A 13,892-nucleotide genomic window follows, 5' to 3' on the forward strand; every position below is an offset into this window, starting at 1 on the left:
ACCATGGCCTCGGCAGCGCTTTTCGACCTTTTGCCGGATTTCGGCGCACGCAGCCAGCGTGCCGGCCAGCCCTCGCTCGCCGCCATGGCCGAGCCAAGGCCGGAGACGTCGGCGCCGCAGGCCGACATCGGCGCGCTGATCGCCGAAGCGGTCATCGATGCCGAAGCCGCCCTTGAAGCCCGCCTTGCCATCGCCCACCAGGCAGCGCTCGAGGCGCAGAGACAGGCCAACGCCGATGAAGCAAAGGCCTTTCTAGAAAGTTTCGGCGGCGATCTCGGCGCGGTCGTCACTGCCCGCATCGAGATCATGGAGGCCAAGGTCAGCGACCTCGTCGGCGCCACCATTGCGCGCATCATTGGCGGCCTTGTCAGCGACGATCTGCAGAAGCGTTCGCTGGAAACCCTTGCCGGCACGATCCGCGAAGCCGTCGGCGACAGCGAGGCGGTGCGCATCGCCGTGCGCGGACCGCTGTCATTGTTCGAGACGCTGAAGGCTTCGCTCGGCCCACGCGCGGCCAATCTCGATTTCGTCGAGGCGCCCGGCTTCGACCTTACCGTCGCCATTGACGAGGCGGTGTTCGAAACCCGCATTGCCGAATGGTCGGCCGCCTTGTCGGAGGCCCTGTCATGAGCGAGGGCCCTCTTACGAACGAGTGGACGTCATGAGCGTTGTCGAGGCCGCAGACGCCAGGCATGAGATCATCATCGTGCGGCGCAACCACGACGACCACGACGACGCCCACCATGGCGGCGTCTGGAAGATCGCCTTTGCCGATTTCATGACTGCCATGATGTGCTTCTTCCTCGTCATGTGGCTGATCAACGCCGCCAACGAGCAGACCAAGGCAGCCGTCGCCAGCTACTTCAATCCGGTCAAGCTGGTCGATCGCAACGCCAGCCGCAAGGGCCTCGAAGACCTCGGCGATGGCCCGAGCAAGGTCGGGCTGACGGCGGACGACCCGCGGGACAAGACCAGCAAGGCCGGACAGGACGGCGTCGGCGGCGCCGGTACTTCCGACAAGAAGCAATCGAAGGAATCGGCGCCAAAGACGGATCTTTCCGACGAGCATCTGTTTGCCGCTCCCTATGCGGTGCTGTCGGAAATCGCCACCGACACCGGCGTCATGCAAAATGTCCGCGAGAAGGGCGATGGCGGCGCGCAGGCGTCCGGCCCGGCTACCGGCGCATCCGGCGGCCAATCCTACCGCGACCCGTTCGCGCCGGATTTCTGGTCGCAGCAGGTGGCTGCACCAGGCGCCGAAGCCACCGCCGAACGCACCAAGATCGAAGGCGATCCCCTGAAGCCGGGTGACAAGGCGGCACAGACGCAAGTGGCGGAGGTGAAGGCCGTGCCGGCCGCGCCGCCAGTGGCCGCGGCGCCGCTCGAGCCGCTGGCGAAATCCGTTTCCGATAAGCCGCTGACCAAGGCTGAAGCCAAAGCAGAGGCCAAGGCTGAAGCAGCGAAGGCCGAAATTGCAAAGGCCGAAGCCGCCGAAGCACAACCCGCACCCAAACCCGAAGCCGCGGAAAAAGCGCCGACGGCCGCCACTGTTAGAGCCGCGGCGCAGGTCAAGCAGGAACTGGCCGAGGCCTTCAAGCCAGGCGACAAATTGCATAATGGCGTCTCCGTCGAAGCCACCGACAAGGGTGTCGTCATTTCGATCACGGACCAGTTCGATTTCGGCATGTTCGAGATCGGATCGGCGGTGCCTAGGCGTGAACTGGTGCTGGCGATGGAAAAGATCGGCCGCATCGTCAACGAGCAGAAAGGCACGATCAGCATCAACGGCCACACCGACGCGCGGCCGTTCCGCAGCGACACTTACGACAATTGGCGGCTGTCCACGGCGCGCGCCCATTCCGCCTATTACATGCTGGTGCGCGGCGGCGTCGACGAGCGCCGCATCACCGAGGTCGCCGGCTTCGCCGATCGCGAGCCGAAAATTGCAGCCGACCCGATGGCGGCCGCGAACCGCCGCATCGAAATCCTGATGGCGACCGACGGATGAGGCGCGCCGCCATCATCGGCCGCGCCGTCGGGCTGCTGCTGCTGAGCGCTGTCCATCCGCCATCGGCCTTCGCCGAGGACGGCTTGCAGCCCTATCAGCTGGTGCGCTCGCTGCAGCTTGTGCAGGACCGCATCGCCGCCGGCGATCACGCCGCGCTGCCGATGCAGGCCAAGCTGCTCGAAATGGCCGACACAAGGCTGCGCGCGGCGGACGCAGATGATTTCAGCGACCCGAAGAATTTTCGCGCCTTGCTGGTCTATGGCATGAGTGGCGGCAACCCCGTCACCGTCGAGGCGGCGGTGTCGCGCGCCAAGACCGACCCGCAAAGCCTGACCATCGCCAAGGGCATTGTCGATTATCTGAACGGCCGGCAGGCGGCTGCGATCGAGGCGCTGAAGCCGATCGATCCGATGACCCTGCCCCCCGATGTCGGTGCCTTTCTGGCGCTGGTCAAGGGCTCGCTTCTCGCCACCGAGCAACCGGTCAGCGCGCTTGCGCTGCTCGACGATGCTCGCCTGCTCAGCCCCGGCACGCTGGTCGAGGAAGCAGCACTGCGCCGCTCGGTCGGCATCGCCGCCGCGCAAGGCGACGGTGCGCGTTTCGCGCTTGCCTCAACCCAATACGTCGAAGACTACCTCTATTCGCCCTATGCCAGCCAGTTCGCCGACGCCTTCGTCTCCGGCGTCATCACGCTGCACATGGCGATCAGCCAGGACAAGCTCGCCGACATCACCGCAATGATGGATCCAGAACGCGAGAAGGTGATCTATCTGCGCATCGCCCGCCGCGCCGCGATCGACGGCTTTGCCGATCTCTCCGCCTTTGCCTCGGCCAGGGCTGAACGGGGCCGCGACGGCATCCACAATCAGGACGATCCGCGCGCCCAGCTCTATTCCAGCCTGTCCACGGTAACGTCCGGCACCATCGGCGAGGTCCGCGCCAAGCTGGACAAGATCGATCGCAACCAGCTTTCGCAAAGCGACCGCGACCTGCTCGATGCCGCGCAGGCCGTGGCGGGTGAAGTCATCGCCCCGCCGGCGCCGCTGCCTGCCGAAAAGCCCGCACCTGCCGCGGCCAGGCAGGAGCCGGTCAAGACCGCGGCCGTGGAAAGACCCGACGAGCCAGAGCTGCCGCCGGTCGAAGGCGCGATGCCGGAACAGCCAGCCGCCACAACGTCGAGTGAACAGCCCGCAACCGACCAACCGAAGGCGGCAAGTGAGCCGGCCGCGCAGGCACCGAGCACGCCCGAGCCAAAGGCGGCGGAAACGCCTGCAGTCGCCTCGGCCAGCGATGCGGCTCCGGTCGTGCCGGCATCGGTGCCGGCCCCCGCCGCAGTAGAGCCTACCGATCCCACCGACGCCGCCATGGCGAGGACGCGTCACCAGCTCGATTTGATCGACCAGATGCTTGGAGCAGCCCCGAAATGACCACCAATGTTGGCCAGGCCCTGCCGGCTCCCGCGCACGCCGGATCGAAGCAGTCGGCCTCAAACGCCAATGGCGGCGACAAAAGCTTCGGCGACATGGTGCGCGGCGACGACGATGCGCCGACACCGATAGGCCAGGGAGCAATTGAGGCCGCGTCGCACGAGCTGCATTGGGCCAAACGCAGCCCTGCCGGTCCCGGCAAAAGCGAAATCCCACACACCCAGTCTGGCAAAACGGGGACGAAATCCGCTGCCGGCAAGGCCGCAAAAGAACATGCCGATAGTGGCCCGGACAAACCATCCAAGGACGCTGAGGTGGCCGGACGAGACGCGGATGCAGGATCGCTGCAGGATCATTTGCCACTGGTGCTGGCGCTGCACGATATCAGGCATTTCTCAACGGTCCGGACAAGCGGGAACGGCATCGCGACGAATGGACAGACTGGGCAACCGGCGCCCGCTGGCGAGGCCACTTCTGCACAGACGTCGCCTCTGAAGAGACACCGCGCAGCGTCCGGCATTGACAACAAACTCGACACGACGACGCGATCGGAACGGGCCAAGCCCGGTACCAGCGTTTCCGCACAGGATCAGGGGCAAAAGCTGCCCGCGATCGGGCTCCAGTCCGGCAAACTGCCGCACCAGGATGGTCCGACGCCTCCTCTACCGGCGGGCCAGACGGCAAGCGACGTTTCGGCACCCGAGGCAAAACGGTCCGCGCCGTCGGCGAAGTCCGTCGATGGAGCCCATTCCGCGGCATCGTCCACACAGGGAAAACAGCCGCCATTCGCTGCGCGCGTCGACATTGTCGCCGAACAGAGCTTCCCCGCGCCGGCGCATAGTCCGATAAACCAAACGACTTCGGCGCTTATCGACGCGCTGGCTTCGGATAACGGCCTGCGGCAAGCGGTTTCGACGCCGTCGACGACCGCCCAGACGGCCGGTTCTGTTGCCGTTCCGACACATATATTGAAGATCGAGCTTCACCCGGCAGAGCTCGGCATGGTCACCGCCAGTCTCAGGCTTTCCGGAGAACAACTTTCGATAGAATTGAAGCCCGAAACCCATGAGGCTTACCGCCGTCTCGCCACCGACAGCGACGCCATCGTGAAGTCGTTGCGCGGGCTCGGCTTCGATGTCGACAAGGTGACCATCCTGCAACCCTCGATAGCGATCCACGCAGCGGCCCGCAGCGATGCAGCGAACTCGCATCCAATGCCGCAAGGCCGCGACCAGTCCGCTTTTCAGCCCGGAAACTCGAGCGGCAACAATACGGGTTCGGGCGGCCACCAGTCGGGAAGAAACCGCAATGACGATGCCCAGGAATTCGGCCGCGCTGGCGCGCCTGCTCGCGAGCGTGCTGGCGACGATATGTTTATCTAGCCTCGCCACCAAGCCGGCCACCGCCGCCACCAACCCTTGCGAGCCCGAGATTTTGCGTGCCGCCGATCGCTATGGCGTGCCGGCCGGCATCCTCTATGCGGTCGGACTGACCGAGACCGGCAAGAAGGGAAGCCTGCAGCCTAATGCGTTGAATATAGAGGGGAAAGCGGTATTTCCAAGGAACCGCACCGAGGCCCTGGCCGCCTTCGAAGCAGCCCGGCGCGAGGGCAAGACACTCATCGATCTCGGCTGCATGCAGATCAACCATCACTATCACGCCGCGCATTTCCGCAGCGTCGACGACATGCTGGACCCGCGCCAGAATGTCGACTATGCCGCGCGCTTCCTGGCCAGCCTGCATGCGCGTCATGTCAGCTGGTCGATGGCCGTCGCCCGCTACCACGCCGGCCCCGACAATGACCCCGCGCAGAAATTCTATGTCTGCCGCGTCATCGCCAATATGGTCGCCACCGGCTTCGGCAAATGGACCCCGAACGCCCGCAACTTCTGCAACCATTAGGTGAATCATCTCTTGCGAACGGCTGCAAATCCACGCCCGGCGGGTGACGTGCCACGTCACCCGTTCGGCAACCAACGATACAACCTCCTGATTGCGGTTATTTCGAAACTCGAAATAACTCCCAAGAAAATAGCTACAAGAAATGATGGTTGTTCAGGATTCCCGGCACCGGTTACGGCTCTTCCCACGGGGCAGATGATCTGATTCGGAGGCGGGGCCGATGATTGTAATCGTTGACGAGCGTGAGCTCGTAACTGAAGGCTATAATTCACTTTTCGATCGTGAGGGCGTCGCCTGTGCAGGCTTCGCGTCCGGTGAATTCGGCGAGTGGGTGACATCGGCCGCCGACACGGATTTGCGATCGGTCCGAGCCTTCCTCATCGGCGACTGCCGCGAAGGCGCCATCTCGCCACGCCAGATCCGCGACCGCACCGGCGCTCCGGTTATCGCGCTCAGCGAACAGCACTCGCTTGAAAATACGCTGCGGCTGTTCGAGAGCGGTGTCGACGACGTCATCCGCAAGCCGGTCCATATCCGGGAGATCCTGGCCCGCATCACCGCCATCCGCCGCCGCGCCCATGAGGACGTCAGCTATACCGAGATCGGCGCCATGCGCATCTTCATGGACGGCCGCGATCCCGAGATCGATGGCCAGCCGTTGCCTCTGCCGCGCCGCGAACGCCGCATCCTCGAATATCTGGCGAGCAACCGCGGACGCCGCGTCACCAAGACCCAGGTCTTCAACGCCATCTACGGCATCTTCGACGAAGAGGTCGAGGAGAACGTCGTCGAGAGCCACATCTCCAAATTGCGCAAGAAGCTGCGCGAAAAGCTCGGCCAGGACCCGATAGATTCCAAGCGCTTCCTTGGCTACCGGCTGGTGTTCTGATGGCGGTCTGCGCCAGCCTCGCGCAAGACAGAAATTATATCCTCGCGACCACAGATGGGCCCAACGATGTTGGGCATTGAGGAGACGTTCGATGAGCCTTTACGGAATGATGCGGACCGGCGTTTCCGGCATGAACGCGCAGGCCAACCGCCTTTCGGCCACAGCCGACAACATCGCCAATTCCGACACCACCGGCTACAAGCGATCCTCGGCCGAGTTTTCGACGCTGATCATGCCGCAGGTCGGCGGCGCCTATAATTCCGGCGGCGTCAACACCACCATCCGCTCGGCCATCAGCGCCCAGGGCGTGCTGCAGTACACGACCTCGGTTTCCGACCTTGCGGTCAACGGCAACGGTTTCTTCGTCGTCCAGGACCCCAGCGGAACGCCTTTCCTCACCCGCGCCGGCGCATTCGTTCCCGACGCTCAGGGCAGACTGGTCAACGCCGCCGGCTACCAGCTGATGGCCTACAGCTACGCCAACGGCACACCGGCTGCCACCGCCAACGGTTTCGAAGGGCTGGTGCCGGTCCAGATCTCCGACCATGAAATGACCGCGACGCCCAGCACCGCGGGCAACTTCAACGCCAATCTGCCGGCCGGCGCCACGCCGCCCGCCGGTCCGCTGCCGTCCACCAACAGCCCGACGGCGGAATACACGTCGAAATCCTCGATGGTCACCTACGACAATCTCGGCAACAAGAAGCTGCTCGACCTCTATTTCACCAACACCGGGACCGGCACCTGGTCGGTCTCTGTGTTCGACCAGTCCCAGGCGACGCCGGGCACATCCTTTCCCTATACGGGCGGCGCGCTGGCCACGGCCAACCTGACCTTCGACACCACCACCGGCAAACTCACCGGCGCCGTCGATTCGATTACCATCCCCGTACCGGGCGGTGCGTCGCTCGACCTCGATTTGTCCAAGCTGACTCAGCTCGGCACCGGCTTCACGGTCTCCGAAGCCAAGGTCAACGGCAACGCGCCCAGCACGATCGAAAAGATCCAGATCGGCGAGGACGGAGTCATTTACGCCCAGTATCAGGACGGCTCGACCAAGCCGCTGTTCAAGATCCCACTGGCCGACGTCCAGAGCGCCGACAACCTCACCGCACTGCCTGGCAATGTCTATGCGCAGTCCACCGACTCCGGCACCGTGCGCATCGGCTTCGCCAATGAAGGCAAGCTCGGCAGCATCATCTCCGGCGCGTTGGAAAATTCCAACGTCGATATCGCCGAGGAATTGACCAACATGATCGCGGCGCAGCGCAGCTACACCGCTAACTCGAAAGTGTTCCAGACCGGTTCCGACCTCATGGATGTCCTTGTCAACCTGAAGAGATAAACGACGGGCGCCAGGGGAATGAACCCAAACCAGAGCAGCGCGGTGCGCGGATTTCGAATTCAAGGCCACACCGGCAAACCGGCCGGGGTGGTCTGGAATTGCAGGTTTCCGAACGCCGACGCCGCCGACAGGGCAGAGACGTCATCCCCTCCCCACTGGCCTCGTGAAAGACCCGCATGTCGCTGACTTCCGCATTGACCATAGCCCAACAGTCGCTTCAGACCACATCGAAGCAGACCAGCGTCCTTTCCCGCAATATTGCCGACGCCAGCAACCCCGACTATGCCCGCCGCACGGCGGTCGTCGTCAGCAGCGCGCCCGGCGCCCGCTCGGTCGAGATCCAGCGCGCCACCAACGCCCTGCTGTTTCGCCAGAACCTTAGCGCGCAATCGGCATGGAGCGGCCAGAGCACGCTTTACAGCGGAATTGACCGCCTCGCCGTTGCCGTCAACGGCGTCGACAACGCCTCCTCTGCCTCGACCGCGATCGGCAAGCTGCAGAACGCGCTGCAGCTTTACGCCGCTACGCCATCCAACCAGAACCTCGGCTCCAGCGTCATCGACGCGGCCCAGCAGGTGGTGCGCGCTCTGAACGACGGCACCAACGCGATCCAGGATTTCCGCACCCAGGCCGATGGCGAGATATCAACGGCGGTTAACGATCTCAACTCGCTGCTTAGTCAGTTCCAGGACGCCAACAAGGCGGTCATCTCCGCAACCCGTTCGGGTACCGACGCATCCGACGCGCTCGACCAGCGCGACGCTTTGCTGAAGAAGATCGCGGACTATGTGCCGGTGTCGACCTTCACGCGTGGCGACAACGACATGGTCATCACCACCAAGGATGGCACGACACTGTTCGAGACCATTCCGCGCTCGGTAAGTTTCACCCCGTCGGCGGGCTACACGGCCGGCACACCAGGCAACACCATCTACATCGACAATGTGCCGGTCAGCGCCGGGGCTGGCGGCAACACCAGCGCCGACGGCAAGCTCGCCGGGCTCATCACCTTGCGCGACGGCGTCGCGGCGACGATGCAGAGCCAGCTCGACGAAGTGGCGCGCGGCCTCATCACCGCCTTTGCCGAAACAGCACCTTCGCAGCCCGACCGAACCGGCCTGTTCACCTGGTCGGGTGCGCCCGCCATTCCGGCCGCCGGCACGCTGATCGACGGGCTTGCCGGCTCGATCAAGGTCAACGCCGCAATGGACCCGAGCGTCGGCGGCAATCCGGTGCTGCTGCGCGACGGCGGCGCCAATGGTGCGGCCTATATCGCCAACACCGCCGGCGACGCCTCCTATTCGCAGCTCTTGATCGGCTATGGCGACAAGCTCGACAAGCCGATGCCTTTCGACGCTGCGGCCGGCATCACCGTGACGTCCAGCGTCTCCGACTACGCCGCCAATGCCATTGGCTGGTTCGAAGGCCAGCGCCAGCAGGCCTCGAGCAATGCAGACGCCAAGGAAGCGCTGGCATCGCGCACCGCCGAGGCGCTGTCCAACGACACCGGCGTCAATGTCGACCAGGAGATGTCGCTGCTGCTCGACCTCGAACACACCTATCAGGCCTCGGCGCGCATGATGAAAACCGTCGACGACATGCTGTCGGCCCTGCTCGATGCCGTGGGATAAGCCATGAAAGCCACATCCGTCTCCTCAGCCGCTCTCTCCAACGCCGCGCGCTATCAGCAGATGCGCATGCAGGGCGAACTGGTCAAAGCCACCAAGGAATCGACGACCGGCACCGTCGCCGATGTCGGTCTGGCGCTCGGCGCGCGCACCTCGCAGGCGGTCACCTTCTCGCGCGACCTCGACCGGTTGAACGTCATCATCGATTCCAATTCGCTGGTCACCGCTCGGCTGTCCTCGACGCAGGCTGCGCTTGGCCAGCTTTCCGACACTGCGCAGAATTTGCTGACCGCACTGACCGCCGCCGGCAATTCCTCGAGCACCATCACGCAGCAAGCCGGCAAGGCCGCCGTGCAGCAGATGACCTCTATCCTCAATGCCAGCGTCAACGGCGAATATCTGTTTGCCGGCACCAACACCGACGTCAAGCCGATCGACGATTTCACCGCCGCCGGCTCGCCGGCCAAGGCGGCGTTCGACGCTTCCTTCTCGTCGTATTTCGGCTTCACGCAGACCGATCCGCTCGCCGCCAACATCACCGCCGCCCAGATGGACGGCTTCATCACCAGCAATGTCGTGCCGCAGTTCATGGGCGCCGGCTGGCAGGCCAACTGGTCGAACGCCACCGACCAGCAGATCGTCAGCCGCATTTCGCTGGGCGAAACCACCCAGACCTCGGCCAGCGCCAATGAAGACAGCATCCGCAAGCTCGCCATGGCTTCCGCCCTGGTCACCGGCCTGCTCTCCGGCAACATCAGCCAGGCGGCGAAGACCACCGTCGTCGGTCGCGCCCAGGCGATGGTCGGCGAGGCGCTGGGCGGACTCGGCCAGTTGCAGGCCGAGACCGGCCTTGCCGAGAAGCGTGTTTCCGACGCGAGCGACCGCATGAAGACGCAGGTCGACCTGTTCGAGCGCCATATCCTCGATCTGGAGGGCGTCGATCCGGCCGAGGCCGCCACCCGCGTCGCGGATCTGACGCAGCATATCGAGACGTCCTTCGCGCTGACGGCGCGCCTGCAGCAGATGAGCCTGCTGAACTACCTGACCTGACAATCTCAACCGCAACGGTAGAGCCAAACGATGTACCAATTCTCCTACGCCGACATCCAGACCGACTCCGTTGCCGATGCGAAAGATCGCGAGCGGCAGCTTTTGACCCGCTCGATCGAAATGCTGGCGGCGGCGGCGGCGGTCGGCCACACCTCGATGGAGGCGGTCGAAGCGCTGCACTTCACCAACCGGGTCTGGACCACCTTCGTCGAGGATCTCGGTTCCAGCGACAATGTCCTGCCCAAGGAACTGCGCGCCAACCTCATCTCCATCGGCCTGTGGCTGCTGCGCGAGGCCGAGGACATCCGCCAGGGCCGCACCGACAATTTCGAAGGGCTGATCGAAGTGTCCCAGATCATCCGGGACGGCATTCAATGACCAACACGCTGAAGATATCGCTGAAGCCGAACGAGAAGATCTACATCAACGGCGCCGTCATCCGCGTCGACCGCAAGGTCACCGTCGAGCTAATGAACGACGTACAGTTCCTGCTCGAGAACCATGTCATCCAGGCCGACGATGCCTCGACGCCGCTCAAGCAGCTCTATTTCATCCTGCAGGTGATGCTGATGAACCCGGCCGGCGCCATCGAGGCGCGCGCCATGTTCCGCCGCTCGCTGCCCTTGCTTTTGGCAAGCTTCGAGGATGAGCAGATCAGTGGCGCGCTGAAGCAGATCGACCGCATGGTCGGCGAAGACCATATCTATGAAGCGCTGAAGGCTATCCGCGCGCTTTATCCGCTCGAACGCCGCGCACTTGGCGGCAATGACGATGTTCTGGGTGCGAAGCGCCCGCTGGCCGTGGGAGCACAATACTGATGAATGTGGACATGACGACGACGATCCCCACGGGCGCCAACCAGGGCACCCAGCAGACGTCGAAGACAGCGGTCGACTACCAGTCGTTCCTGAAGCTGTTGATCGCCGAGATGAAGAACCAGGATCCGACGAAACCGATGGATTCGACACAGTATGTCGCCCAGCTCGCCACCTTCTCGCAGGTAGAGCAATCGGTGCAGACCAACACCAAGCTCGACCAGATCATGCAGTCCTCGGCGCTGTCGCAGGCCGATGCCTTGATCGGCCGCTCGATCACCTCGGCCGACGGCAAGACGACCGGCGTCGTGGCCTCGGTCAAGCTTGCAAGCAACGGCGTGATCGCCGTGCTGCAGAACGGCACCGAAGTGCCGGTCGGCGCGGGCGTTTCGATAAAGCCGGCCAGCTAGACAGTTCCATAGAGGCGCGCTCACATGAACGAGGCCGACGCCCTAGACATCGTCCAGTACGCGGTATGGACGGTGCTTGTTGCTTCCGCGCCGGTGGTGCTGGTCGCCATGGTGGTCGGCATCGGCATTGCCCTGATCCAGGCCCTGACCCAGATCCAGGAAATCACCCTGACCTTCGTGCCCAAGATCGTCGCCATCATGCTGGTCGTGGCGCTGACCGGTCCGTTCATCGGCAGCCAGATCTCGGCCTTCACCAACGTCATCTTCGAGCGCATTGAAAACGGGTTCTAGGCAGCGCTTGCAGGCGGCTGTGTTCCGGCTAGATTGCAGGCCATGACTCAGGCAGAACTCACCGGCAGGCCATGTGCGGAATAGCCGGCGTCTGGCGCAAACGAAACCCGATCGACGCCAACGACCTGTCGGATGTCGCCAGCATGATGCAGGCGCTGGTACATCGCGGCCCCGACGATCATGACAGCTGGCACAACAATCGGCTGGCCCTCGGTCACCGCCGACTTACCATCATCGATCCCTCGCCCGCCGCCCGTGAGCCGATGCTGACTTCTTCCGGCGATGGCGTTCTCGTCTACAATGGCGAGGTCTACAATTACCGCTCGTTGCGCGAAACGCTGCAGGCGCAAGGCGTCGTCTTTCGAACCATCTGCGATGCCGAAGTGGTTCTCGAAGCCTTGCATCACTGGGGTCCCGAAAAAGCCGTGCCGCTGTTCGACGGGATGTTTTCCTTCGCCTATTTCGACGCTCGCAGCAGTGCGCTGTGGCTTGCGCGTGACCGTCTTGGAATCAAGCCGATGTCGGTGGCCGACACGCCGGAGCGAATCCTGTTCGCCTCGGAGGACAAGGCGATCCTCGCCTGCGACGGTTTTCCGCGCGACATCGACAGCCGCGAGATCACCTTGCGGCTTGCCTGGCAGAGCCGCGATTCCAGCTACAGCCTGTTCGACCGCATCGAGCGCCTGCCGCCCGCCGGCCTGTGGAAGATCACCGATGGCGTTATCGAGAGGCGCCGCTTCTGGCATGTGCTGGACGTGCTGGAGACCGCGCGCATTACCGGCGATGCATCCGCTGATGCTGAACACATGGCGACGCTCGAGGCGTTGCTCAAGGACAGCGTCGGACTTCACTGCATCGCCGATACCAGCGTTGCCACCGCCTGCAGCAGCGGTGTCGATTCCGGCCTGATAACGGCGCTGGCAAAGCGGTTCAGGCCGGAAGTCCACGGTTATGTCGTCGACCCGCAGCTCGGCAACAGCGAGGCCGAAGACGCCGAACGCACCGGCCGCCATGTCGGCGTGCCCTTGCGCCGGGTGCAGGTCGACAGGAACCGGTTTTTCGAACTTTGGCCGAGGGTAATCTGGCATCTTGAAAGCGATGGCTGGCACGCCAGCCATGTCGCGCTGCTGGCGCTTGCCGAACAATGCCGGGCCGATGGCGTCAAGGTGCTGCTCACCGGCGAAGGCGCAGACGAATTGTTTGGCGGCTACCCATTGCAGGCCTTGAGCATGAAGAAGTGGCGTTCCTGGTCGTGGCCCCGGCGCCTGGTCCATTCGAAGCGCTCGCTCGACCGGAGATTCGAGCAACAGCGTCATGCCCCCTACAAGGTCTCGGCTGGAAGCCACTCACAAATGGATCGCAGCATGGTCCTGCGTGCTTTGTCGCCGGAGCTGAATTTCCTGCAAACCGAGATCTTCGACCGGCTGGAGCCGGTGACGCCGCCCGCGGATCGCGCCTTTCTCGGTAGTTGCCTCTACGACCTCTATTCGCATCTGCAGGACATACTGCACCGGCACGACCGGCTGAGCATGGCGGCGTCCGTGGAACTGCGGGTCCCGTTCCTGGAAAACCGGCTGATCGACTTCGCCATCCATTTGCCGAGGCGGCAGAAATACCGCGACAAAACAGGAAAATGGCTTTTGCGAAAGATCGCTGAAAAGCACATTCCGCGCCAGAACGTCCAGGCGCGCAAGATCGGCTTCGAAATGTCGTCGCAATTCTCTGCCGGCACGGAGACTTTGCTGCGCGGCGGTTTCCTGCGCGATGCCTTGAAATGGCCCGCCGCGAATTTGGAGGACATGGTCCAGTTGGCGCGGCGCGAGCAACCGTCCAGGCTGCGGCTTGTCGGCATGGAGCTTTTCCTGCGCCTTCACGCCGGCGGCGAGACGCCAAGCACGCTGACCGAAGCCTTGCATACCGCTGCCCGGGACAGAAGCTGACTTCGCGCGCGGCCGACAGCCCCGAGCAGTGGACCAATGAGAACATCGCTCTGGGTAGCGAACCCTTCCCGGCTGACGTATTTTCGCCTTGCTATCCTGTTGTTGGACCATGATCTTTTTCGAAGACGCGTTCGCCCTTTTGGATGTCGTGCTCTATTTCAAACGGATGCCATGATTGTCGTCCCGG

Annotated in this window: 14 protein-coding genes; all 14 read left to right on the forward strand. The window is 63.7% G+C overall.

The window, feature by feature from the left end; translation table 11 throughout:
• The first annotated feature begins 3 nt into the window (after positions 1 to 3).
• The 14 genes from AC3EMP_RS30070 to asnB all read left to right on the forward strand — a co-directional run bounded on the left by AC3EMP_RS30070 (position 4) and on the right by asnB (position 13,705).
• The gene (locus AC3EMP_RS30070; RefSeq protein WP_023686351.1) at positions 4 to 630 is read left to right on the forward strand and encodes a hypothetical protein; all 627 of its coding nucleotides are present in this window, start codon (positions 4 to 6) and stop codon (positions 628 to 630) included.
• 31 nt (positions 631 to 661) lie between these two features.
• Positions 662 to 2,008 (forward strand): MotB family protein, encoded by a 1,347-nt coding sequence (locus AC3EMP_RS30075; RefSeq protein WP_352711261.1) that lies wholly within the window; start codon positions 662 to 664, stop codon positions 2,006 to 2,008.
• Entirely contained in the window at positions 2,005 to 3,435 is a 1,431-nt protein-coding gene (locus tag AC3EMP_RS30080; RefSeq protein ID WP_023744229.1) for a chemotaxis protein, read from the forward strand. The genes AC3EMP_RS30075 and AC3EMP_RS30080 overlap by 4 nt, the downstream gene beginning before the upstream one ends.
• Positions 3,432 to 4,817 carry a flagellar hook-length control protein FliK gene (fliK, locus tag AC3EMP_RS30085; protein WP_488494707.1) on the forward strand — a complete coding sequence of 462 codons (1,386 nt, stop codon included), beginning with the start codon at positions 3,432 to 3,434 and terminating at the stop codon, positions 4,815 to 4,817. Before AC3EMP_RS30080 ends, fliK begins: the two co-directional genes overlap by 4 nt.
• Positions 4,750 to 5,337 carry a transglycosylase SLT domain-containing protein gene (locus AC3EMP_RS30090; protein WP_373432824.1) on the forward strand — a complete coding sequence of 196 codons (588 nt, stop codon included), beginning with the start codon at positions 4,750 to 4,752 and terminating at the stop codon, positions 5,335 to 5,337. The genes fliK and AC3EMP_RS30090 overlap by 68 nt, the downstream gene beginning before the upstream one ends.
• A 220-nt stretch (positions 5,338 to 5,557) precedes the next feature.
• Positions 5,558 to 6,226 carry a response regulator transcription factor gene (locus tag AC3EMP_RS30095; protein ID WP_023683295.1) on the forward strand — a complete coding sequence of 223 codons (669 nt, stop codon included), beginning with the start codon at positions 5,558 to 5,560 and terminating at the stop codon, positions 6,224 to 6,226.
• A 91-nt stretch (positions 6,227 to 6,317) separates the two neighbouring features.
• Entirely contained in the window at positions 6,318 to 7,571 is a 1,254-nt protein-coding gene (locus tag AC3EMP_RS30100; RefSeq protein WP_352711252.1) for a flagellar hook protein FlgE, read from the forward strand.
• Between the two features lie 176 nt (positions 7,572 to 7,747).
• Positions 7,748 to 9,202: a flagellar hook-associated protein FlgK gene (flgK, locus tag AC3EMP_RS30105; protein WP_023735027.1), complete on the forward strand. Its 1,455-nt coding sequence runs from the start codon at positions 7,748 to 7,750 to the stop codon at positions 9,200 to 9,202.
• Between the two features lie 3 nt (positions 9,203 to 9,205).
• Positions 9,206 to 10,249 (forward strand): flagellar hook-associated family protein, encoded by a 1,044-nt coding sequence (locus tag AC3EMP_RS30110; RefSeq protein WP_023683291.1) that lies wholly within the window; start codon positions 9,206 to 9,208, stop codon positions 10,247 to 10,249.
• Positions 10,250 to 10,279: 30 nt separating this feature from the next.
• Positions 10,280 to 10,627, forward strand: coding sequence for a flagellar biosynthesis regulator FlaF (gene flaF / locus AC3EMP_RS30115; RefSeq protein WP_023671893.1), 348 nt, complete (start codon positions 10,280 to 10,282; stop codon positions 10,625 to 10,627).
• Positions 10,624 to 11,067 (forward strand): flagellar biosynthesis repressor FlbT, encoded by a 444-nt coding sequence (gene flbT, locus AC3EMP_RS30120; protein ID WP_023695743.1) that lies wholly within the window; start codon positions 10,624 to 10,626, stop codon positions 11,065 to 11,067. Before flaF ends, flbT begins: the two co-directional genes overlap by 4 nt.
• Positions 11,067 to 11,474, forward strand: coding sequence for a flagellar hook assembly protein FlgD (flgD, locus tag AC3EMP_RS30125; protein WP_023671895.1), 408 nt, complete (start codon positions 11,067 to 11,069; stop codon positions 11,472 to 11,474). The genes flbT and flgD overlap by 1 nt, the downstream gene beginning before the upstream one ends.
• A 24-nt stretch (positions 11,475 to 11,498) precedes the next feature.
• Complete coding sequence (gene fliQ, locus AC3EMP_RS30130) at positions 11,499 to 11,765, forward strand: flagellar biosynthesis protein FliQ (protein ID WP_023671896.1); 267 nt, start codon at positions 11,499 to 11,501, stop codon at positions 11,763 to 11,765.
• A 71-nt stretch (positions 11,766 to 11,836) separates the two neighbouring features.
• Complete coding sequence (gene asnB / locus AC3EMP_RS30135; protein WP_352711249.1) at positions 11,837 to 13,705, forward strand: asparagine synthase (glutamine-hydrolyzing); 1,869 nt, start codon at positions 11,837 to 11,839, stop codon at positions 13,703 to 13,705.
• The last annotated feature ends 187 nt before the right edge of the window (positions 13,706 to 13,892 follow it).

The organism is Mesorhizobium sp. P160219, assembly GCF_057786095.1.

Excerpts from the sequence above, each read along its gene's own strand:
- AC3EMP_RS30070 (WP_023686351.1), top strand. The coding sequence starts at position 4 with ATGGCCTCGGCAGCGCTTTTCGACCTTTTGCCGGATTTCGGCGCACGC.
- AC3EMP_RS30075 (WP_352711261.1), top strand. The coding sequence starts at position 662 with ATGAGCGTTGTCGAGGCCGCAGACGCCAGGCATGAGATCATCATCGTG.
- AC3EMP_RS30080 (WP_023744229.1), top strand. The coding sequence starts at position 2,005 with ATGAGGCGCGCCGCCATCATCGGCCGCGCCGTCGGGCTGCTGCTGCTG.
- fliK (WP_488494707.1), top strand. The coding sequence starts at position 3,432 with ATGACCACCAATGTTGGCCAGGCCCTGCCGGCTCCCGCGCACGCCGGA.
- AC3EMP_RS30090 (WP_373432824.1), top strand. The coding sequence starts at position 4,750 with ATGCCCAGGAATTCGGCCGCGCTGGCGCGCCTGCTCGCGAGCGTGCTG.
- AC3EMP_RS30095 (WP_023683295.1), top strand. The coding sequence starts at position 5,558 with ATGATTGTAATCGTTGACGAGCGTGAGCTCGTAACTGAAGGCTATAAT.
- AC3EMP_RS30100 (WP_352711252.1), top strand. The coding sequence starts at position 6,318 with ATGAGCCTTTACGGAATGATGCGGACCGGCGTTTCCGGCATGAACGCG.
- flgK (WP_023735027.1), top strand. The coding sequence starts at position 7,748 with ATGTCGCTGACTTCCGCATTGACCATAGCCCAACAGTCGCTTCAGACC.
- AC3EMP_RS30110 (WP_023683291.1), top strand. The coding sequence starts at position 9,206 with ATGAAAGCCACATCCGTCTCCTCAGCCGCTCTCTCCAACGCCGCGCGC.
- flaF (WP_023671893.1), top strand. The coding sequence starts at position 10,280 with ATGTACCAATTCTCCTACGCCGACATCCAGACCGACTCCGTTGCCGAT.
- flbT (WP_023695743.1), top strand. The coding sequence starts at position 10,624 with ATGACCAACACGCTGAAGATATCGCTGAAGCCGAACGAGAAGATCTAC.
- flgD (WP_023671895.1), top strand. The coding sequence starts at position 11,067 with ATGAATGTGGACATGACGACGACGATCCCCACGGGCGCCAACCAGGGC.
- fliQ (WP_023671896.1), top strand. The coding sequence starts at position 11,499 with ATGAACGAGGCCGACGCCCTAGACATCGTCCAGTACGCGGTATGGACG.
- asnB (WP_352711249.1), top strand. The coding sequence starts at position 11,837 with ATGTGCGGAATAGCCGGCGTCTGGCGCAAACGAAACCCGATCGACGCC.